The sequence below is a fragment of the Paenibacillus oenotherae genome (assembly GCF_019443105.1).
In the GTDB taxonomy this organism is placed as follows: domain Bacteria; phylum Bacillota; class Bacilli; order Paenibacillales; family Paenibacillaceae; genus Paenibacillus_Z; species Paenibacillus_Z oenotherae.
The window spans coordinates 217,885-239,387 of record NZ_JAHZIJ010000001.1; the positions used below are offsets into that span (position 1 = coordinate 217,885).

A 21,503-nucleotide genomic window follows, 5' to 3' on the forward strand; every position below is an offset into this window, starting at 1 on the left:
GTGCAGCACTCTACTCTCTAAGCGAGTTCGCCTAGTGCGTTTTACACTTTTCGAGCAAGCCTTTCTCTTCCAGAACGGTTACAAGCGTTGAGCCCATATCCGATGGAGTAGGAGCCACTTTAATGCCGCAAGCTTCAAGCGTAGCGATCTTCTCAGCAGCTGTACCTTTACCGCCAGAGATAATTGCGCCAGCATGTCCCATACGTTTGCCTTCTGGCGCTGTTGCGCCGCCAATGAAGCCTACAACCGGCTTCGTCATATTGGCTTTCACCCATTCAGCCGCTTCTTCCTCTGCAGAACCGCCAATCTCACCGATCATAATGACCGCATAAGTGTCCGGATCTTCATTGAACAGATTCAGAATATCGATGAATTCCGAGCCTTTAACAGGGTCGCCGCCAATACCGACTGCGGAGGATTGTCCGATGCCGCGAGTTGTTAATTGGTGAACCGCTTCGTAAGTAAGCGTACCGCTGCGGGAAACAACGCCCACATGTCCCTTGGTATGGATATAGCCTGGCATAATTCCGATCTTGCACTCGCCAGGTGTAATAACGCCCGGACAGTTAGGTCCGATCAGGCGTGTTTTGCGGCCTTCCATGTAACGGCTAACTTTAACCATGTCCAGAACCGGAATGCCTTCTGTAATACAGATGACAAGGTCAAGCTCCGCATCGACAGCTTCCATGATGGAATCTGCTGCGAAAGCCGGCGGTACATAAATAACAGAAGCTGTAGCACCGGTTGCTTTAACAGCTTCCACCACCGTATTGAATACCGGTAGCGAAACGGTTGAACCGTTCTCCAGCGTGATGTCCACGTTCGTGCCGCCTTTGCCCGGCGTTACGCCGCCGACCATTTGCGTGCCGTAATCGAGGGCGCCTTTCGCATGAAACAACCCTGTAGCGCCGGTAATGCCCTGGGTGATCACTTTTGTATCTTTGCCTACCAAAATGCTCATCGAAACTCACATCCCCTATATGAATTCGTATGCCGCTAAGCGCGAACCTTCTGTCCTTACTTCACAAGCGCGACGATCTTCTGCGCACCATCGGCCATGGAGTCTGCGGCCACGATGTTCAGTCCCGATTCGTTCAAAATCTTTTTGCCAAGCTCAACGTTGGTACCTTCCAGACGAACGACAAGCGGACGGTCCAGACCGATTTGCTTAGCTGCTTCCACAACACCATTCGCGATGACATCGCACTTCATGATGCCGCCGAAAATGTTAACGAAAATGCCTTTTACTTTCTCGTCAGAGAGAATGATTTTGAAGGCTTCCGTTACTTTCTCCGTCGTCGCACCGCCCCCAACATCGAGGAAGTTGGCAGGGTCGCCGCCGTAATATTTGATAATGTCCATCGTCGCCATTGCAAGACCCGCGCCGTTAACCATACAGCCGATATTGCCGTCCAGCGCGATATAGCTCAGGTCGAATTTGGACGCTTCGATTTCCTTCTCATCTTCCTCTTCCAGATCGCGCAGCTCCAGAATATCCTTATGACGGTAGAGCGCGTTGGAATCGAAATTCAGCTTGGCGTCAAGCGCCATTACGTTGCCGTCACCAGTAACGACAAGCGGGTTAATCTCCGCAATGGAGCAGTCTTTCTCCTCAAATGCACGGTACAGGGCCAGCATAAACTTAGCCGCTTTGCCTACCAGCTCATTCGGGATATTGATGGCATAAGCCAGTTTGCGGGCTTGGAACACCTGCAGGCCAACAGCCGGATCAACGACCTCTTTGAAAATTTTCTCAGGCGAGTGAGCAGCGACCTCTTCGATCTCTGTACCGCCCTCTTCGGATGCCATCATTACGATACGTCCTGTACCGCGGTCAACAACGACACCTACATAGTACTCTTTCTTAATGTCGCAGCCCTGCTCGATGAGCAGACGCTTCACTTCTTTGCCTTCCGGCCCTGTTTGGTGCGTAACGAGCACCTTGCCCAAAATTTCGCTGGCATAGGTACGAACCTCGTCCAAGCCTTTGGCAACTTTAACGCCGCCTGCTTTACCGCGGCCACCTGCATGGATTTGCGCTTTCACAACGACAACCGGTGTTCCTAGAGCTTTGGCAGCCTCCACCGCTTCGTCGACAGAAAATGCCACTTTACCTTCAGGGACGACAACCCCGTATTGCTTCAGCACTTCTTTACCCTGATACTCATGGATATTCATTGACGATATTCCTCCTGTCCGCAGTCATATCCTACGTATGTACACAAAACCTTACTCATTGTAACACGTTTCCTCTTGCCTTTCCTTATTTTTTCACTAGATTAAACCCATCATTTTTGATATCAGTTTCATCTCATATTGAGATGGAATCCTGTCAATTGATCGCTTAATTTGACCTATAGGAGCAGCCTGTTCCATAGAGATAGTACCAGCCAAAGTGTAGTATAGCCAATTGCCGGATTTATATTGCGGCCGATCCCGCTATGAGGCAAATTTTGACGAAAAAGCTCGATTGGAGAGATTGCCGAAGCCGGCAAAATGAAAGTGGAAATTGTGCTGGACATTGACAGCACTTCCCCGTCTGTACTATGATCAGTGGAGAAGATAAGTGGATACGGATCTGTGAGGAAGCACCTTCAGCCGATAATGGCGGAGGTGTGTTTTGTTATGTACAGAAATGTTTGGAGCGGAAGTGTTTACGGAGTAGAAGGACGGTTAATTGCGGTTGAAGTCGATTTGTGCAACGGGCTTCCTCTGGTCAATGTAGTAGGGCTGCCAGACCCTGCGGTACGTGAATCTATTGACCGGGTCAGGGCCGCAGTCAAAAACTGCGGATTCACCTTTCCGCTGCAGCGCATTACAGTTAATCTCGCTCCCGCTGATCTGCGAAAAGAAGGAACCGCCTTCGATCTGGCTATCGCAGTCGGCATTCTGACAGCCAGCGGACAGCTCGGCTACGAGCCCTTCAACAATACGCTCATTCTGGGCGAGTTGGCATTGAATGGAGAAATAAGGGCCGTCTCCGGTGTGCTGGCGATGGTGGAACAAGCCAAGCATAACGGGTTCACACGGGTTCTTGTCCCTGTCGGAAACGCGCTTGAAGCCTCCTTTATCCATGGTCTGGAGTTATATGCGATCTCGCATTTGCAGGAGCTGGCAGAATGCAATAATGGCAGATGGGATCATTTCCGCTTCAATAGTCATGCTAAGAACAGCGATAGCGTCTATGAGAGGGCAGTCCATACAGGAGGCGATTACGGCGATGTGCTCGGCCAGCATCATGCAAAGCGGGCGCTGCTCATTGCGGCCGCAGGCCGGCATAACGTACTGTTCACCGGACCGCCTGGAACCGGGAAAACGATGCTTGTACGGAGATTGCCGGGCATCATGCCTCCTCTGGATGAGCGGGAAGCGCTGCAAGTAACGAAAATTTATAGTGCAGCCGGGAAGCTGCCAGGCGGGTTCCCCTCCCTGATGCGCGAGCGTCCCTTCCGTGCGCCGCATCACACCATTTCGGCAGCCGGTCTTGTTGGGGGCGGCTCCATTCCACGACCCGGAGAGGTTACTTTGGCGCATCATGGCGTTCTCTTTCTCGATGAATTGCCGGAGTTCTCAAGGAGCTCGCTTGAAGTGCTCAGACAGCCGCTGGAAGACCGTGAAGTAACAATTGCCAGATCAAGAGCTGTGTTCCGGTTCCCATCCCAATTTTTGCTTGCGACCTCAATGAATCCATGCCCTTGCGGGTTCCACACACATGAGACTGAGGAGCAGCGCTGCCAATGCAGCAGCGGTGCTATCGCCCGCTACAGAGCGAAAATATCCGGTCCATTGCTGGATCGAATCGACATGCACATCGAGGTGTCCAGGCCGCAAGCACCGGAGCGCTTGAAGCCCGGAATGACATCGGAGGAAATGCGGCAAATTGTACATTGCGCCTATAACCGCCAGCAGGAGCGACTTCAAGAGCAGCCCCGCGGAGGAGGCCGCCCGCTTGCCGAACTGGCTGGCCACTCTCTGCGAAGAGCAGTCTCCTTATCGAAAGAAGCTGACAAGCTGCTTCGTGCCGTGTTTGATTCGCTTGGCATCAGCTTGCGGGCTCATGACCGCATATTGAAGCTGGCTCGGACCATTGCCGATATTGAAGGCAGCGGATCCATTGAAGCTGAGCATGTTGCCGAAGCGGTCAGCTATCGCAGCTTGGATCGTCAGCTGCAGACACTAGATGCGCGATAAGACTGGCAAGCTTTCGCCTGTCAGAAGCGGCGGTAATGGCGGCTAAATATAATTTTCAGAAATTTTGTGTAGCATCTTTCGGCCAATACAGTTACAATACAATAAAATAAAGATACTATAAAAAATAAAGGAGATTCCATATGACCGATCATTTGTATTCCCCTATCACGATAAGCAACCTTGAACTAAAAAATAGAATAGTTATGCCGCCAATGTGCCAATACTCTGTTGAAGCCCATGACGGCACGCCGACTGACTGGCATTTTGTCCATTATGTATCCCGCGCAGTGGGCGGAACCGGACTGATCATTATCGAAATGACGGACGTAGAGCCTGATGGCCGCATCTCGGATCGGGATCTGGGCTTATGGTCTGATGAGCAAATTCCGGCCTTCAAGCGGATCATTGATGAATCACATAAATACGGCGCCAAGGTTGCCATCCAAATTGCACATGCCGGACGAAAGGCAGAAGATGCGCCAGAACCAGTCGGCCCCTCGGATATTCCGGTAAGCGCCGACTATAAGAAGCCACGTGCGCTCACGACAGAGGAAGTGCGGAGCATGGTGGTGAAATTCAAGGAGGCAGCAAGGAGAGCCGTTGAAGCGGGTGTTGATACGATTGAGCTGCATGGGGCACACGGATACTTGATTCATCAGTTCCATTCTCCGTCGATCAACAATAGAGACGATGAATACGGCAAGGATCTTGCCAAATTCGGAGTCGAAGTCATCCAGGCCGTTAAGAGCGTCCTGCCCCAAGGGATGCCGCTTATTATGAGGATTTCGGCCGTGGAGTATATGGACGGCGGATATGATCTCGAACACAGCATTGCGATCAGCAAGCGCTATAAGGACGCTGGTGTTGATATTTTCCATGTATCCAGCGGCGGAGAAGGCCCTGCGGGCGCAAGAAAGCCCGGCAATTACCCTGGCTATCAAGTGCCTATGGCCCGCGCTATCAAGCAAGCGCTAGAGGTGCCGGTCATTGCCGTCGGCAATCTGGATGATCCCAAACTGGCCGAGGCGACAATCGCCAATGGGGATGCGGATCTTATCGGCGTGGCGCGCGGAATGCTGCGCGACCCTTACTGGGCTCTTCACGCAATTCAAGCTGTCAGCAAAGAAGGAACGCCGCCACCGCAATATTTGCGAGCCTATTGATTGTCGATTATTGCGGGCTCGCTGTTGGCGCTGCATGGGAAAGAGTGGATGTTCGTCAAATAAAGATGTAGTATGCTGACAATGATGAATGCATGAAAGATGAATGGTGAGTTACGAATGATGAATGATGAATGATGTGTGACGATGATAAATGACGATGATGAATGACGATGATGAATGATGAAAGATGAATGACTAGGAATTAGGAATGAATAATGGGTGACGAGGGACGAATACCGAAAGACGAATGTAAATATCGATAGACGATTGATGAATAATGAATGCCGAAAGACTAAAGATGACGAAGACGAATTGAAGTCCCGACTCACAAGTAAAAGGAAAAAGCATCCAAAACCACAGTTAAAAGTGGCACCGGATGCTTTTTTGCTATCATTCGCATTCCGGAAGGAACACATAATTTGAACGAATCCTCCGCAATGGTGACATGAAAGCAGCACTCAAGAACACGCTCCACTAACGAAAGCAGCGCTTGACTTCATCTCGACAGGTCAGAGAAGAATTCATGCGTAAGCGCAGGAATTCCATTAGAAAAAGCCATTTCTGGACGAATGCCTGCAATTAGGCAGGAATATGAAGCGAAATGGGCCGCGATGATAAATATGGTTGAAATTCCTGCTTATTGGCAGGTATTTCATCTTAAACAAGCTAAATCGAATAATAAAACTGCGTTTTTGCAAGTATTTTGACGTTAGTGAAGTCGCATCCTAGGCAGGGATATTGTAAATGTGTGAAGAGCCGAAGTGACCACCCAGCTACTATCCTCATCTGCTCAACATTCCAATATGTTCAATCACAGCAATCAGGCAGTGAGCGTCATTAGAATGCCCCTTCTATATGATTCACATCTATAATTCGCTGCGAATGGCGTTCCACAGTTATAGCTATAACATCAAAGCGAATCGCGGTATTTCGCAATTTATGAGCCAGCATATAAACTTCTGCGGTCGTTCTAACCTGCTGCTGTTTGCGCGGATCTACAGATTCTGCTGCTGTTCCGAATTTCCCTCCCGTTGACCGGGTTCTAACCTCGATAAAAACGGTAACTCCATCAAAGCTGGCCACGATATCAAGTTCACCGGAACGACAGCGCCAATTGCGATGCAGGATCGCAAATCCCTCCGACACAAGACGTTCCACGGCCGCCTCTTCGCCAAGCCTGCCCAAGGAATGTCTACGATCGGAATTACTAGACTTGGAAGGCGACTGTGACAGCAGTTGCCCTCTGCGATCGTTGGATACGTTGGATGCAATGGAAACATTGGACACATTGGACACATTGGATACATCGGATACATTGGATACGTTGGATGCAATGGAAACATTGGATACATCGGACACATTGGACACATTGGATACATTGGATACATTGGATACATTGGACACGTTGGATATGTTGGTATTCGATTCATTGGATGCATTGAAGCCGCCTCCAGGATGTCGTGCGCTCACTTAGGCCATCCTCCTGCCCGCTGGTCTGATCGGTAGACGAATGACAGAATCTCCGCAACGAGCGCATACAGCTCTGGTGGAATTTCCTGATCGATATCCAGCTTTGACAATACCTCGACCAATGAAGCGTCCTGCTGGATCGGCACCCCGTTCTCCGCCGCTTTATCCAATATGGCCTCTGCCATTTTGCCGCGTCCCTTGGCCACGACTACGGGAGCGACCCGGTCACCGGGCTCGTACTTGAGAGCAACTGCTTTTTTGAGCGAAGACAGCTGCTGTTCATCTGTTGATTGTTGCGATACTTTGCGGACTTTACGGCTATTGTCGGTCATGCTCGGAAGTCCACTCCTTTATAAGGCTTGGAGGACCACTCTGCGGCAGCAGGAGTCTGCAAGGATGATTTGGGCTCGCGAGCATCGGCAGGGTCCGGCGTCCGGTTCGGCATTGGCGTGGAACGAAGCGTCAACAGTTGGTATCCTGCCCTGTTCAGCGCCTCCGTTACTTCTCCCCGCGAAGATTCAAGCAGCGTTCCAATTGCAGGATGATCATTCCATAGGTTGAGGCTGACGATTTTGTCGACAACATGTACATCTACTACTGTGTCTCCTAACGATTTCATACGGAGATCGAACAGCAGCCTGCAGTTGTGTGCATCCAGTTCTCCCTTTCGGCCCCGGCGAGTCTGTATATGAACGGAAGCCGTTTGACCGTGTTCCGAACCTTGCAGCGGGATGAACATCGTTAAATGGGTGAAAGGAGATCCCGTTCGCTCCTGTGACAAGAGCAGCTGCTGGCCTGTAATTTGTTGTACCAGCTGCTGCGCTGTATCCCTAAGCGCGGGAGGAACATCATCTCCGGAAGCCAGTGTCATCAGCACACTCTTCAGCGAATCCGCAGATGTTGGCTTCGCTGCATCCTGTGATACCCCTTCAGGCGTAACGGGAGGAAGCGAAGCCGTCCCAGCGATGTGGCCCGTTCGCTCACCTTGCGGACCAACCACCCCCTTCTCTTGTTGAAGAATCGGGGGCTGCCCGTCCAACGAACGAGCAGCAGGCTGCTTGCCAGCAGGCTGCTCAGCCAGGCCGTTATGGGATCCTTCAAGCGGTTCCCCCGCATGCTGTGCATGACCGATTGTGGATGCCGCCAGCCCCCGTTCATGGTCTACGCCAAGCCATTTGATCAACTGGCCCAGCCAGTTGGATGCGCTGCTCTGCTGCGCAGCTTGAGGGCCGCCGCTTGTGGCTGCTGCGGCGGTTTGGGGGCTGCTGCTGCCTACGGCGGCTTGGGGACTGCCGCTTGCGCCTGCGGCGGCAGCGCTGCTCTGCGCCGCAGACGCACTAGCGGCGCCGCTAGCCGCGGCCGCCTGCGCGGGCTGTGCCGCGCTGCCCGCGGCTGCGCCGCCTGCCGTGCCGGCGCCAGCCGCTGCCGGCGCAGCAGGAGCGGCGGCATTGCCTGCCGCGCCTGCGTCCGGGCGCGGAGCGCCCGGCATGCCTGCGGCGGCTTCGCCGCCTGCCGCAGGCACTGCGCCGCCGGGGGCGGCGCCACCCGCAGCGGCGGGCGGCTGCGCCCCGCCCGCCGCTGCGCGCATAAGCGCTGCGCCTTCGGCCAGCAGCGCTTGCAGCTTCGCTGCCGCCGCTTGCGCAGCAGTCGGCTGCGGCGCGGCCTTCTCCGCCCCGGCCCCGGCGGACGAGCCGCTCCAAGCGGCAAGCCCCTGCTCCAGCGCCTCCAGCAGCGCATGCGCTGGCGCTCCATAGAGCGCCTGATGAAGCGCGCCTACCGTCGCGCCTGTCATCGGCAGGCCCCGCTTATGAGCGAGCGATGCAGCCTGCATCCACGTCTGCGGGTCCTCGCCCTGCGGCATCGCGGCTGCGGCCCCCTGAAATTGACGCGCAGTCTCCCGCGTCAAAGCCGTCATTCCATCGCGGCGAAGATCGCTAACGAGATCAAGCGCCCACTTTTGCTCCGGCAGGCCGAGCGCCTTGGCAAGATCCTTCAGACTCTCTTCCGGCATCAGGGCAGCCTGCCCTTCAACAGTCTTCAGCACAAGCGTTCCTGCCGTCGATTGCGGCTGCACCTGCAGCAGAGTCGATTGACCTGGCTGAAGAGGCGTCTCCAGCTTGGCACGAACCTGAATGCCATTTATTTGTACGAGCGCTTCTTGATTGTCCATCATTTGAACAAATACACCGCGCACAATTTGGCCGACCTTTAGCTCAAGCGCCTTACTGTCGAGCGGTTGAACATCGCCTAGCAGCCCGCCCATCAATTGTCCGATATTCACAAATAATCGCTCCCCTTCCGTCCAGCTTGGCATTTCTACAGCCTCTACTATCATTATCGGCGTCACAGCAGCACTAGTGAACCTGCAAAATCCGGCAAATAATAAATAAGACCGCTGATAGCTGGCGATAACCACCCCCGCCATATCCACCAGCCGTCCCTATGATCTGCTGCTTCAGCGAACTCCCCGCCCATTTTCAAAGCTAGAACATCATCTGCTTATCTGCGAACAGCTTGCCCAGAAACGTTTGGCGATGAAAAGGGCTCGGACCAAATTCCAACAGCTTCTCCCGATGATGCTTCGTTGCATAACCTTTATGTATGGCAATGCCGTATGCAGGATACAGCGCATCCCACTCGTCCGCGCACAGCCGATCCCGCGTGACCTTGGCCAGTATCGACGCAGCCGCGATCGATTGGCTTCTGGCATCGCCCTTAATAATCGCCAGTTGAGGAATGTCACAATCAATCTTCTCCGCATCAATCAGCAAATAATCCGGCTGCACCGACAACGATTCCACCGCGAGCTTCATCGCCAGCCTGGCCGCCTGCTTAATATTAATTCTATCAATTGTCGCCGCATCCACCCGAGCCACAGACCACGCTTCCGCATAAGAAGTAATCCGCTCGTAGAGCTGCTCCCGTTTCTTCTCGGAAATTTTCTTCGAATCATCTACACCATCAATGACAATCCCATGCGGCAAAATAACTGCGGCAGCTACTACATCTCCGAACAAGCATCCGCGGCCTACCTCATCAATCCCTGCAACAGCGCCATACCCCTGTTCCCATAAAGGCCTTTCAAATTCCAGCATGTCCCTGCCTCCATTCTCCCCTAGCTATCTCTATAATCTATAGCTTAACTCTCTGCGCACCGCGCCGCAATAAAAAATGTCGAACCTTGCAGCAAAATGCAGCTCGCAATTCCCTCGTATGATCGACCGACCGCCGTCATGCAGCGAAAACACCTCGCGCGGCAGCTCCAGCCATAGAGGATAAAAAAAAATGACCCGCAAGAGGCCACGACTGAACATGTCCATCTTACGGGTCATTATTGAATTACAGATCATCCGGCCCTTCCAATGAGATCCGGCCAAGCTTGCCTGCACGCAGCTCGCGAAGAATAATGCCTGATGTCTTCTCCAGATCGACTCGACCACCGCTAATCAGACATCCCCGCTTGCGGCCGATATCCTCCATGACACGCACAATTTCATCCGCATCCTCAATATCCTTAGGCGGAGTTTCAACACCGAACCGCTCCGCAATAGTCGGCCAGTAGCGCTTGACCAGCACCTTGACTGCGAAGAAGGCGATATCCTCCACGTTCAGCACTTGCTCGCGAATGGCGCCTGTCATTGCCAGCCGATAGCCGACTATCTGGTCTTCGAACTTCGGCCACAGAATACCCGGCGTGTCCAGCAGCTCCATCTCTGTGCCGACCTTGATCCATTGCTGCCCCTTCGTAACACCCGGACGGTCGCCGGTTGCTGCGATATTGCGGCCTGCGAGCCGGTTAATCAGCGTTGATTTGCCGACATTCGGTATGCCCACGATCAGTCCTCTGACTGCTCTCGGCTTGATTCCTTTTGCAATCTGGCGCTCAATCATCGCATGCAGAATGGCTCTGGCACGCACCGGAATCTCGTTCACCCGCGTGCCTGTCGATGAATCAACAGCGATACAAGCATGTCCTTGCTCGGCAAAAGCGGCAATCCATTGCTCTGTTGTGCGGCTGTCAGCCAAATCCGATTTGTTGAGCACGATGAGTCGCGGCTTGTCCCGCAGAATCTCGTCAATCATCGGGTTCCGGCTCGAAATCGGCACACGGGCGTCGAGCAGCTCAATGACGATGTCGATGAGCTTCAGCTTGTCTTGAATTTGCCGCCGCGCCCGTGTCATATGACCGGGAAACCACTGGATCGTCATGCTGTCACCTCATTCATGTTTAACAAACGTAATATCCTTCAGCGGCCAAAAAACAACATCCGCCCGTCCAACAATCTCATCCATGGAAATAAAGCCGATTGCCCGGCTGTCCTGGCTGTTCCGACGGTTGTCACCGAATGCCAGCACCGTGCCCTCCGGCACCGTGTCGCTTTGCACCTTCTCATTGGGGAAATTAGCTTCAGTATTGAAGATCTCGCCTTTGGCTTTAGCCGCATCAAGAGATTCCTTCAAATAGGGTTCTTCAACCTTTTTCCCATTAATATATAAGTTGTCGCCCTCATACTTTACTTTATCGCCAGGAACACCAATGACACGCTTGATGAAGTCACGGCCTTGATCCGGAACGTGGAACACAAGCACTTCCCCGCGCTTAGGCTCGCGAATATCATAGATCAGCTTGTTTACGATAATCCTCTCACCGGTATAGAAATTAGTCTCCATGGACGGTCCGTCAACAATAAACGGCGCGAACAGGAAATAACGAATAACGATGACCAGCAGTGCGGCAATCGCCAGCGCCTTCACCCATTCGAAAATTTCCTTCTGTGCCCGGCCGCCGCCAGAGGGAGTCCCTTCAGCAACCGCTTCAGAGCGCGATCCATTTGCTTCATGGGCACTGTTGTCTTCATGCCCTTTCTCCAATTCGTTAGCTTCTTCATTCGGCCGTTGCTGTTGATCCATAAATTCACCCTCTTCAATGGCAAGTATAAAGTGTTTTAAAAAAACGAAAAGGGACTTGTTTGTGCAAGCCCCTTCTTGTCGTTCATTAGCGAATTTCTTTAATTCTCGCAGCTTTACCGCGAAGGCTACGCAGGTAGTACAGTTTCGCGCGGCGAACTTTACCACGACGAGCTACTTCAATCTTCTCGATTTTCGGCGAGTTGAATGGGAAAGTTCTCTCCACACCAACACCGTACGAAATTTTACGAACCGTGAACGTTTCGCTGATTCCGCCGCCGCGACGTTTAATAACAACGCCTTCGAAAAGCTGGATCCGCTCGCGAGTGCCCTCGATAACTTTAACGTGTACTTTCAACGTGTCACCAGGACGAAAGTTGGGAAGATCTGTCCGCAACTGTTCTTGAGCAATCGTTTGTAAAAGATTCATGATCAATTCACTCCTTCCACCACAGACGTTCTTATGTGCTCACCGGTTGTCCAATAAACCGGTATCATAGCCTCATAGCGGACCGCCCGACTATTCAAATGCAACACCAGCAATTCTACCACATCTATATCCATAAAACAACAGCCTATTTTCAGCCGCCTGCTAACTTGCTAATCTCGGCAGCCCGTCAACCGCTAGAGCAAACCCGCTCCAACGCACTCCGCACCCTATAAGCCGCCTCGGCGCCATGCTTTCCTGCGATATTCCGCTTTATTAGTCTGTAGAGCCTTGCTCTTTGGCTGACTGATTTCCTGCCACATCCCGCTTTATTAGTCTGTGGAGCCTTGCTTTTTGGCTGGCTGGTTGCCCATTCCGCCCTGCTCCTTGAGCTTGCTAAGCCATATCCGCTCCTTGGCGGTCAGCTCAGCCGTCTCCAGCAGCTCCGGTCTCCGCTGCAGCGTGCGCTGAAGCGATTGTTCCCTTCGCCATGCTTCAACATTGGCATGATGTCCTGACAGCAGCACCTCAGGCACCTCCCAATCGCGGAACACAGCCGGTCTCGTATAATGCGGGTATTCCAACAGCCCTGTGCTGAAAGAATCCGTCACAGCGGAATTCTCATTGCCCAGAACGCCCGGCAGCAGCCGCACCACGCTGTCCACTACAACCATCGCCGGAAGCTCCCCGCCGGTCAGCACATAATCGCCAATCGACAGTTCATCCGTGACCAGATGCTCGCGAATGCGTTCATCATAACCCTCATAATGACCGCACACAAAGATCAGATGCTCCTCTTTGGCCAGCTCCTCTGCTTTTCGCTGTGTGAAGGATTCTCCCTGCGGACACATCAGAATGACCCGCGGCGGCCTTCCGCCCTCGGTAATCGTATCCTCTACCGCTGCGAAGAGAGGCTCAGGCTTGAGCACCATCCCTCCTCCGCCGCCGTAAGGATAGTCATCTACCGTATTATGTTTATTGTTCGCATAATCGCGAAAGTTAACCGCATTCAGGCTTACGATCCCTTTATCTCTCGCCTTGCCGAGAATGCTGGCTCCGAATACGCCCTCCAGCATTTCGGGGAACAAGGTCAGTACATCAATTCTCATGCTGCTAGACCAATCCTTCCATCAACCGCACAATAACCTTCTTCGCTTCAACATCGACATCAAGCACAACCTCATCAATGACAGGAACAAGCAGCTGCTTGCCTTTAGGCTGCTGGATAACCCACACGTCGTTGGCTCCGGGAACAAGGATTTCCGTAATGGCGCCCAGCTCTTCTCCCTCTTCCGTGAAAACCTTGCAGCCGATGATCTCGTAGTGATAGTATTCGCCTTCATCCAGCTCGCCGAGATCATCCTTGGACACTTTCAGATTCCAGCCTTTATACTTCTCCGCTATGTTAATATCATCAAGATCCTTAATCTTTACGATATACATATTTTTATGCAGTCTGGCTCCGTTCACAACGACCGGAATCCGCTGCGCTGTCTCCGGATTCTCTATAACCAGCTTATTTCCTTGAGCAAAGCGCTCTTCGGGAAAATCCGTTTGCGACACCACTTTAATTTCCCCGCGAATGCCGTGTGTATTGACTATTTTGCCGACTGTCAGCCATTCTGTCTCCATCGCTATTCCCTTCACCTTCTTTCGTAATTTCCATCGAAAAAGGGCTAGGACATATCATCCTAACCCTGCTTCGATGTACGATCGCTACGAAATAATATCGACCATGACGCGCTTTTGCGATTTGACAGCCGCCGATGAGACGACCGTCCGCAACGCTTTAGCGATCCGTCCTTGCTTGCCAATCACCTTGCCGATATCGGCCGAATTGACCGACAGCATATAGACGGTGCCGCGATCGTCTTCCTTCACGTCGACTCGCACGTCTTCCGGGTAATCCACTAAAGCCTTCGCTATGACAAGAATCAAATCTTTCATCGTCTAGGCCTCCGCTAAAGAGCAGTTATTTCTGAACTTTAAGCTCATGGAATTTTTTCAAAACGCCAGCTTTGGAAAGCAGGTTGCGCACAGTATCAGAAGCTTGTGCACCATTTTGAAGCCATTTCAACGCTTTTTCCTCGTCAATGCTTACTTGAGCCGGTTGTGCAACCGGATTGTAAGTGCCGATCTCTTCAATGAATCGACCGTCACGCGGGGAACGGGAATCGGATACTACAACGCGATAGAAAGGCGCTTTGTGCGCACCAATCCGTTTCAAACGAATACGTACTGCCATGTCATTCACCTCCTTGAAAGAATAAACAATGCCGTCCTAGAACGGGAATTTCTTGCCCATCATGCCTTTAAGCCCTTTCAGTCCGCCCTTGGGACCTTTCGGACCCATCATGGACGAGAACTGCTTCATCATTTTGCGCATATCATCAAACTGCTTAATGAGGCGGTTCACATCGGCTACCGTTGTGCCGCTGCCTGTCGCAATTCGCTTACGGCGGCTGTGGTTCATAATCTCAGGCTTCTGCTTCTCTTCCTTCGTCATCGATTTCACAATCGCTTCGACGCGGCCGATCTGCTTCTCATCCACCTTGACGTTCTTCATATCCTTCATTTTGCCCATACCAGGCAGCATGTCGAACAATTGATCCAGCGGCCCAAGCTTGCGCACCTGTTCCATCTGTTCCAGGAAATCCTCGAACGTGAATTCAGCCGTACGCATCTTGCGCTCCATCTCAGCCGCTTTCTCTGCGTCAATGCTGGACTGCGCCTTCTCAATCAGAGACAGCATGTCGCCCATGCCAAGAATACGTGAAGCCATCCGGTCAGGATAGAAAGGCTCCAGCGGCTCGATCTTCTCGCCTGTCGCAGCGAATTTGATCGGGCATCCCGTTACTGCCTTAACCGATAGCGCAGCTCCGCCTCTTGTATCGCCATCGAGCTTCGTCAGAACGACCCCTGTCAGCTCAAGCTGGCTGTGGAAGCTTTGTGCCACGTTGACAGCCTCTTGGCCTGTCATGGCATCAATAACGAGAAGCACTTCATCCGGCTTCGTGATGGAATGAATCTGATGCAGCTCTTCCATCAGCGCTTCGTCGATATGAAGACGGCCGGCGGTATCAATAATGACATAATCGTGATTATTGTCCTTGGCATGCTGGAGGCCAGCACGGGCAATTTCTACCGGCGAGGTCTGATCGCCCAGCGTAAATACCGGAACGCCGATCTGTTCCCCCAGCACCTGCAGCTGCTTGATAGCAGCAGGACGATAGATATCGCCAGCGATAAGGAGAGGCCTGTGCTTTTCTTTGAGCAGCAGCTTGGCGAGCTTTCCGGAAGAGGTTGTTTTACCCGCACCCTGAAGACCGGCCATCAGAATCACTGTCGGCGGCTTATTGGCCTTGGCCAGCTTGCTGTTCGTGCCGCCCATCAGCTCTGTCAATTCTTTATTAACGATATCGACGACGACCATGCCAGGCGTGAAGCTCTTCATCACTTCTTGGCCGATTGCACGATCCTTCACCTTGGCGATAAAATCCTTTACCACCTTAAAGTTAACGTCGGCTTCAAGCAGCGCAAGCCGCACCTCGCGCATTGCCTCGTTTACATCTTCCTCCGACACTTTGCCCTTGCCGCGCAGCTTGCCGAAAACATTCTGCAGCCTGCTTGCCAATCCTTCGAACGCCATGACCGTCACCTCCCTCAAGTAATCAAAAGTTTAACTCCATGGTTCCATCTATCGCGAACATCTTTCGTGCTTTCCGTCAATATGTAACGATCACCGGCACGCATTAATTTCGTTCGGTTTCGCGCAAGCCTTCAACAATCTGGAGCAATTGCAACCGGAGCGTCTCATCGCCTGCTAATTCGTCAGCGCAGCTGGCCAGCTTCTCCAGCCACTGCCCTGCAGCCTCATGCTTGACGAGCAGCCCGAGCTTGCTTTCGTAATCCTCCAATGCTGATTCAGCCCGCTTAATATGTTCATACACAGCTTGTCTGCTTATATCGAACTCTGTAGCGATCTCGCTCAGCGTATAATCATCGTGAAAATAATATTTAAGAAAAGTCTGCTGCTTCTCAGTAAGCAGCAGCTCGTAAAAATCAAACAGCATATTGATTCGATTGGTCTTCGCCAGGGCGTCAGTCTCTTGATCGGTCATCAGCAGCCACCCCTTTCGTCAAGGTAAATACCTTGACACCTTTACCACGACGTCTATCATATCGCAGACACGAGCCTACTGTCAAGTAAAATCCCTTGTCAGCGCTCTGGTGTCTGATGCGGCTTCAACTCTAGCCTTCCAACGGGGCTTCGGATTCTTCCGCCTTCTGAATGAGTCCGGCGAACAGCGCGTGCACGAACTGATCGGAATCGAATTCCTGCAGATCGTTCATTTTCTCGCCTAATCCGACCAGCTTGACCGGCAGATTCAGCTCGTTGCGAATCGCGATGACGATACCGCCCTTTGCAGTTCCGTCCAGCTTCGTCAGCACCAGACCCGTTACACCGCTCTTCTCGCCGAAGAGCTTGGCTTGACTAAGCGCATTCTGCCCTGTCGTCGCATCCAGTACCAGCAGCACCTCATGTGGCGCACTCGGAACCTCCCGCTGCAGAACGCGGAATATTTTGTTCAGCTCATCCATCAGATTCGATTTATTCTGCAATCTGCCCGCAGTGTCGCACAACAGGACATCCACGCCACGATTCTTGGCTGCATTAACCGCATCGTACATAACAGCTGCCGGGTCAGCACCGGACTCCTGCTTGATGACGTCAACGCCAACGCGCTGGCCCCATACCTCCAGCTGCTCAATTGCGCCTGCACGGAAAGTATCGCCCGCTGCAAGCAGAACGCTTTTGCCCTCCGACTTGAACTTGTGGGCAAGCTTGCCGATTGTCGTTGTTTTGCCAACGCCGTTCACGCCGACGAACAGAATGACCGTCATTCCTGAATCTGCCATGCGCAGACCTGACTGTTCGTCACTCTTGAGCAAGCCTACCAGCTTCTCAGACAGCACGGGCTGCAGCTCTGCCGCATCCTCGATCTTGCGCTTCTTCACCTCAACGCGCAGCTCGTCAATTAGCGTCATAACCGTATTAACGCCGACATCCGCACCGATCAATATTTCTTCCAGTTCCTCATAGAATGCTTCATCAATCTTCTTGCGGCGTGTGATCAGCTCCTCAACCTTCTCGACGAAAGCTGTACGGGTCTTCGTCAGACCCTCCTTGAATATATTCGTGACCGCTTCTGTCTTCTGCGAAATACTCTCCTTCAACCGTTTAAAAAAACTCATAATTATCACTCCATCCCTTTACTCACAAAAGCCGGGCCCGGACAACATAATATCCGGCTCCGGCTAACATGTCGTTTCATATATAATTGAGGCCATTAAGAGGATGTAGCGTAGACTGGCTCCTCGTCCTCCAACCGGACGGATACAAGCTTGGATACGCCGCCTTCCTCCATTGTCACCCCGTAGAGCACATCCGCTTCCTCCATCGTTCCCTTGCGGTGCGTAACAACAATAAACTGTGTCAGCTCCGAGAACTCGCGAAGGTATTGCGCAAATCTGGACACATTGGCTTCATCGAGCGCCGCCTCAACCTCATCGAGCACACAGAATGGCACCGGCTTGACCTGCAAAATCGCGAATAGCAGCGCAATCGCCGTCAGCGCCCGCTCCCCACCCGAGAGAAGCTGCAAATTCTGAAGCTTCTTGCCCGGAGGCTGAGCCACAATGTCTATGCCGCTCTCCAGTACGCGGTCGGGCTCCACCATAATGAGATCCGCTCGTCCTCCGCCGAACAGCTTGGCGAACACGACAACAAAATGGCCGCGAATCGCCTCGAACGTCGTGCGGAATCGCTTGGACATCTCTTCATCCATCTCGCGGATAACCTGATAAAGCGTCGTCTTGGCATCGATAAGGTCATTCTTCTGATCATTGAGGAATGTATAGCGCTCTTTGACCCGCTCATATTCCTCAATCGCACCCAAATTGACCTCTCCAAGCGCAGAGATGCTCCGTTTCAGATCGCGGACCTCGGTTTGCATCGCCTGTACGTCCTCAGGGACGGGATAACGCTCCTTCGCAAGCTCAAAGCTCAGCTCGTATTCCTCGCTCAACTTCCGCAGCAGATTATCCAGTTCGACATCAAGGCGATTGGCTGCAATTTCCGTCTGCCTCAGCCCATCCTCGACCGTGCGAAGCTGAGCACGCTGCTCCTTCGTCTCGCTCTCACCCTGTTCCAGCTCACGAATCATGCTCGCACGCTGCGAGCGCTGAATGTCCGTCTGCTCCGCACAGTTATTCTTCTGCAGCCGCAGCTCATTCAATTGCTGAATCTGGACGACGCTCTCTTGTGCGTGATACGCGGCATCCTCTTCCTGACGAGTCAACATATCCCGCAGTCCGGCAAGCTCCTGCTTCGCACGGCCAATCTCAGAGCGCACCCGCGCCGCTTGATCCTCGAAGGATTGCTTCTCCTGATCGGTCTTGGCTACTGCAATCTTCAGATCCGTCAACTGGCCCTGCATCTGCTCCTTGGCCGTCTCGCTTTCCTTGCGCCGAGTTTCCGCCACACGTATCGCTTCCTGAAGCTTGGCTTCGGCAAGCGTCAGCTCCGCAAGCCGCCGCTCAGCATCCGCTGCCGTCTGCTGGATCTGCTGCCGCTCAGACTTATGACCATCACGATCGGTCTCGAACAGCTGGCGCTGCTCGTCCAGATGCCGATTCTCGTTATCGAGCTGCTGCAATTCCGCGCGAAGATGCTGCTCCTCGATTCTGCGCTGCTCTCCTTGGCCGCGCAGCTCATCGACATTCTGTCCCCGTATCGATTGTTCCTTGCGCAAATCAGCGATTTTGTCACGCAGCTTCGCAAGCTGCCCTTCTGTCGAGACAATTTCCTGATCCAACTGCTCGATCTGGCGCTGCCTTCCCAGAAGATTGGCACCTTTCTTCTGAATGCTGCCGCCTGTCATGGAGCCGCCAGCATTAACGACATCGCCCTCCAACGTGACGACACGGAACCGGTAGGAGCATTTCGCCGCAATCCGATTCGCTTGCTCCAAAGTTTCGGCAATAATAACATTTCCGAGCAGACTGTCCACGATTGACTTGTATTTGGCATCACAGGAGACAAGCTCAGCAGCTACACCGACGAAGCCCTCTGTTCCCGCAATGACCCGTTTATCCTGCTCTGGAATGCTTCTTCCCCTGATGACATCAAGCGGAAGGAAGGTAGCCCGTCCAAGCTGGCGCTGCTTCAGGAATGCGATTGCTGCCCGGGCGCTCCGCTCATCCTGCATAACAACATGCTGCAGCGCTCCTCCAAGAGCAGTCTCAATGGCAAGCTCCACCTTCTCCGGCACACGGACAAGCTCCGCTACAGCACCATGCACGCCTTCCAGGCCGCCTGCAGAGCGGCGGGATGCTTTAAGCACTTCACGGACACCCTGCATAAATCCGTCCAGGTCATCCTGCATCTCTTTCATCGTATCACGGCGTGAACGGAGCGCCTCTACCTTCTGCTCCCACTTGCGCGAAGCCCCCTGTGCTTCTTCCAGCAGCTTCTGCCCTGATTGCAGCTGTTCGCCCTCTTTAATGTAACGGTCTCGAATAGCTGCAATTTCCGCAAGCGTTGATTCCAGTCGCTGCTTGAGATCCGCGCGGCGTGCGGTGAGCTTCTCATTCTGCTCCTGCCACTTGGACTGCTCATCTCCGAGCCGCTCCATTCTCCGCTGCAATGCCTCCTCCTGCTGGGAGGCATAACGAATTTCATTGCGCAGCTGAGCCATTGAACTGAGAATGTCCAGCAGCTCGCTCTTCAGCGATTCCTCGGCATCACCGGATAATGAAGCGGCATTCCCGATTAACTGCGTCTCCTCTGCGAACAATCGCTGACGCAGAACAGCAAGCTCATTCTCAAGAGCTGCCGCTTTCCCCCTGAACTCCGCTTCTTCCTTGGTCAGGGCCGCAATCCGCTGCATCTGTGCTTCAATCGAAGCTTCCAGCTGAGTGCGGTTGCCGTCCAAATTGCGCTTGCGCTCCTTGAGAACCTCGCCATAACCCTCGCATTTCTCGTAATCCTCGCTGTACTGCAGCATCGATTCATGGAGACGGTCGAGCGCTTCCTCCAGATCCCGCAGCTTCTGGCGATCCTTCTCAAGCAAAGCATCATGCTTGCTGACGACAGTTGACAGAGCAAGCTGCTCGCCCTGCAGCTTCGACATCCGTTCATTCGCTTCGCTCCATGAACGATGCACCGTTTCAATGTTATGTACATACATCGAAATTTCAGACGTCTTAAGCTGTTCCTTCAATTGCTTGAAATGAACCGCCTTCTCTGATTGAACACGAAGCGGCTCCACCTGATCCTCAAGCTCAGATACCAAATCATGAATCCGCAGCAAATTCTGCTCCGTGTCATCCAGCTTCTTCTGCGCTTCACGCTTGCGCGATTTATATTTCACAATACCGGAAGCTTCCTCGAATATTCCGCGGCGATCCTCAGATCTCGTACTCAGAATCTCTTCGATTCGGCCTTGCCCGATAATAGAATACGCTTCTTTGCCGATACCGGTATCCATAAACAATTCCGTAATATCTCGAAGCCGGCACGGCTGTTTGTTAATCATATATTCACTGTCGCCGCTGCGGTGGACGCGACGCGTTACCGTCACCTCGTTATATTCAAGCGGAAGCGCATTGTCGCTGTTATCCAGCGTTAATGACACCTCGCCATAATTGACCGCTTTACGAGCATCGCTCCCGGCGAAAATAATATCTTCCATCTTGCCGCCGCGCAAGCTCTTCGCGCTCTGTTCACCCAGCACCCAGCGGATGCCGTCGCTAATATTGCTCTTGCCGCTGCCATTAGGCCCGACAACTGCTGTTATGCCCCGGACGAATTCAAGCTCTGTCTTGTCGGCAAACGATTTAAATCCTGCTAATTCAATCCTTTTCAGGAACATAGCTCAGCCTTCACCTCACCGACCATTGTAACATAATTAACCGAAAAGGACATGCTGAAATCCACCAATCGACATCATTCGACATTCACTCTCAGGGGGCGCTGCCTGCGTCGCTATAAGCAGCTCCGTGCAGACTGTGTATCGGAATAAAACATACGAGACCAGCCCCGAAAACCTGATTAATTTGACCATCCGACAGACATCGAAGAAAACAGTACTCGTATATAGAGAAGAAACATCAAACTATATGCAGTGAAGAAACAGCACACAACATACAGAGAAGAAGAAGCACACAACATGCAGAGAAGAAATCGACTAACGACGGAACAGAGAAAATATGCACCACGCGACATGCAGAGAAGTCCATCGCACGTGCTGTAGAAAAGCCCAACACACGATATGAAGAAA

General features: G+C 52.7%; 19 protein-coding genes. 2 read left to right on the top strand and 17 right to left on the bottom strand.

The features are described 5' to 3' along the window. Positions 1 to 31 precede the first annotated feature (31 nt). Positions 32 to 961: a succinate--CoA ligase subunit alpha gene (sucD, locus tag K0T92_RS00980; protein WP_219870551.1), complete on the bottom strand. Its 930-nt coding sequence runs from the start codon at positions 959 to 961 to the stop codon at positions 32 to 34. Positions 962 to 1,017: 56 nt separating this feature from the next. Next, on the bottom strand, positions 1,018 to 2,178 hold the full coding sequence (sucC, locus tag K0T92_RS00985; RefSeq protein ID WP_219870552.1) for an ADP-forming succinate--CoA ligase subunit beta: 1,161 nt from the start codon (positions 2,176 to 2,178) through the stop codon (positions 1,018 to 1,020). Positions 2,179 to 2,625: 447 nt separating this feature from the next. On the opposite strand from sucC, the gene K0T92_RS00990 reads away from it, so the two are divergent. Then, a complete protein-coding gene (locus K0T92_RS00990; RefSeq protein WP_219870553.1) occupies positions 2,626 to 4,191 on the top strand; it encodes a YifB family Mg chelatase-like AAA ATPase in 1,566 nt (521 codons plus the stop codon). A gap of 140 nt (positions 4,192 to 4,331) precedes the next feature. After that, positions 4,332 to 5,354, top strand: a complete 1,023-nt coding sequence (locus tag K0T92_RS00995; protein ID WP_219870554.1) for an NADH:flavin oxidoreductase/NADH oxidase — start codon at positions 4,332 to 4,334, stop codon at positions 5,352 to 5,354. Positions 5,355 to 6,191: 837 nt separating this feature from the next. On the opposite strand, the gene K0T92_RS25430 is transcribed toward K0T92_RS00995, so the two are convergent. The 15 genes from K0T92_RS25430 to smc all read right to left on the bottom strand — a co-directional run bounded on the left by K0T92_RS25430 (position 6,192) and on the right by smc (position 21,095). Continuing rightward, positions 6,192 to 6,824: a YraN family protein gene (locus tag K0T92_RS25430; protein ID WP_343223606.1), complete on the bottom strand. Its 633-nt coding sequence runs from the start codon at positions 6,822 to 6,824 to the stop codon at positions 6,192 to 6,194. Continuing rightward, positions 6,821 to 7,156, bottom strand: coding sequence for an EscU/YscU/HrcU family type III secretion system export apparatus switch protein (locus tag K0T92_RS01005; protein WP_219870555.1), 336 nt, complete (start codon positions 7,154 to 7,156; stop codon positions 6,821 to 6,823). The genes K0T92_RS25430 and K0T92_RS01005 overlap by 4 nt, the downstream gene beginning before the upstream one ends. Next, positions 7,153 to 9,249, bottom strand: a complete 2,097-nt coding sequence (locus K0T92_RS01010; RefSeq protein WP_219870556.1) for a hypothetical protein — start codon at positions 9,247 to 9,249, stop codon at positions 7,153 to 7,155. The genes K0T92_RS01005 and K0T92_RS01010 overlap by 4 nt, the downstream gene beginning before the upstream one ends. Positions 9,250 to 9,307: 58 nt before the next feature. Then, on the bottom strand, positions 9,308 to 9,919 hold the full coding sequence (locus K0T92_RS01015; protein WP_219870557.1) for a ribonuclease HII: 612 nt from the start codon (positions 9,917 to 9,919) through the stop codon (positions 9,308 to 9,310). A gap of 244 nt (positions 9,920 to 10,163) precedes the next feature. Beyond that, a complete protein-coding gene (gene ylqF, locus K0T92_RS01020) occupies positions 10,164 to 11,033 on the bottom strand; it encodes a ribosome biogenesis GTPase YlqF (RefSeq protein ID WP_219870558.1) in 870 nt (289 codons plus the stop codon). Positions 11,034 to 11,042: 9 nt separating this feature from the next. After that, positions 11,043 to 11,735, bottom strand: coding sequence for a signal peptidase I (gene lepB / locus K0T92_RS01025; RefSeq protein WP_219870559.1), 693 nt, complete (start codon positions 11,733 to 11,735; stop codon positions 11,043 to 11,045). A gap of 85 nt (positions 11,736 to 11,820) precedes the next feature. Continuing rightward, the gene (gene rplS / locus K0T92_RS01030; protein ID WP_219870560.1) at positions 11,821 to 12,162 is read right to left on the bottom strand and encodes a 50S ribosomal protein L19; all 342 of its coding nucleotides are present in this window, start codon (positions 12,160 to 12,162) and stop codon (positions 11,821 to 11,823) included. A 329-nt stretch (positions 12,163 to 12,491) separates the two neighbouring features. Next, on the bottom strand, positions 12,492 to 13,268 hold the full coding sequence (gene trmD / locus K0T92_RS01035) for a tRNA (guanosine(37)-N1)-methyltransferase TrmD (RefSeq protein WP_219870561.1): 777 nt from the start codon (positions 13,266 to 13,268) through the stop codon (positions 12,492 to 12,494). A 4-nt stretch (positions 13,269 to 13,272) separates the two neighbouring features. After that, complete coding sequence (gene rimM / locus K0T92_RS01040; RefSeq protein ID WP_219870562.1) at positions 13,273 to 13,791, bottom strand: ribosome maturation factor RimM; 519 nt, start codon at positions 13,789 to 13,791, stop codon at positions 13,273 to 13,275. 84 nt (positions 13,792 to 13,875) lie between these two features. Beyond that, positions 13,876 to 14,106, bottom strand: coding sequence for a KH domain-containing protein (locus tag K0T92_RS01045; protein ID WP_219870563.1), 231 nt, complete (start codon positions 14,104 to 14,106; stop codon positions 13,876 to 13,878). 25 nt (positions 14,107 to 14,131) lie between these two features. After that, positions 14,132 to 14,404, bottom strand: a complete 273-nt coding sequence (rpsP, locus tag K0T92_RS01050; RefSeq protein WP_219870564.1) for a 30S ribosomal protein S16 — start codon at positions 14,402 to 14,404, stop codon at positions 14,132 to 14,134. A 36-nt stretch (positions 14,405 to 14,440) separates the two neighbouring features. After that, positions 14,441 to 15,808, bottom strand: a complete 1,368-nt coding sequence (ffh, locus tag K0T92_RS01055) for a signal recognition particle protein (RefSeq protein ID WP_219870565.1) — start codon at positions 15,806 to 15,808, stop codon at positions 14,441 to 14,443. Positions 15,809 to 15,911: 103 nt separating this feature from the next. Continuing rightward, positions 15,912 to 16,280 carry a YlxM family DNA-binding protein gene (gene ylxM / locus K0T92_RS01060; protein ID WP_219870566.1) on the bottom strand — a complete coding sequence of 123 codons (369 nt, stop codon included), beginning with the start codon at positions 16,278 to 16,280 and terminating at the stop codon, positions 15,912 to 15,914. Positions 16,281 to 16,410: 130 nt separating this feature from the next. Then, positions 16,411 to 17,415: a signal recognition particle-docking protein FtsY gene (ftsY, locus tag K0T92_RS01065; protein WP_219870567.1), complete on the bottom strand. Its 1,005-nt coding sequence runs from the start codon at positions 17,413 to 17,415 to the stop codon at positions 16,411 to 16,413. Between the two features lie 95 nt (positions 17,416 to 17,510). Further along, positions 17,511 to 21,095 carry a chromosome segregation protein SMC gene (smc, locus tag K0T92_RS01070; RefSeq protein ID WP_219870568.1) on the bottom strand — a complete coding sequence of 1,195 codons (3,585 nt, stop codon included), beginning with the start codon at positions 21,093 to 21,095 and terminating at the stop codon, positions 17,511 to 17,513. Positions 21,096 to 21,503: the final 408 nt, after the last annotated feature.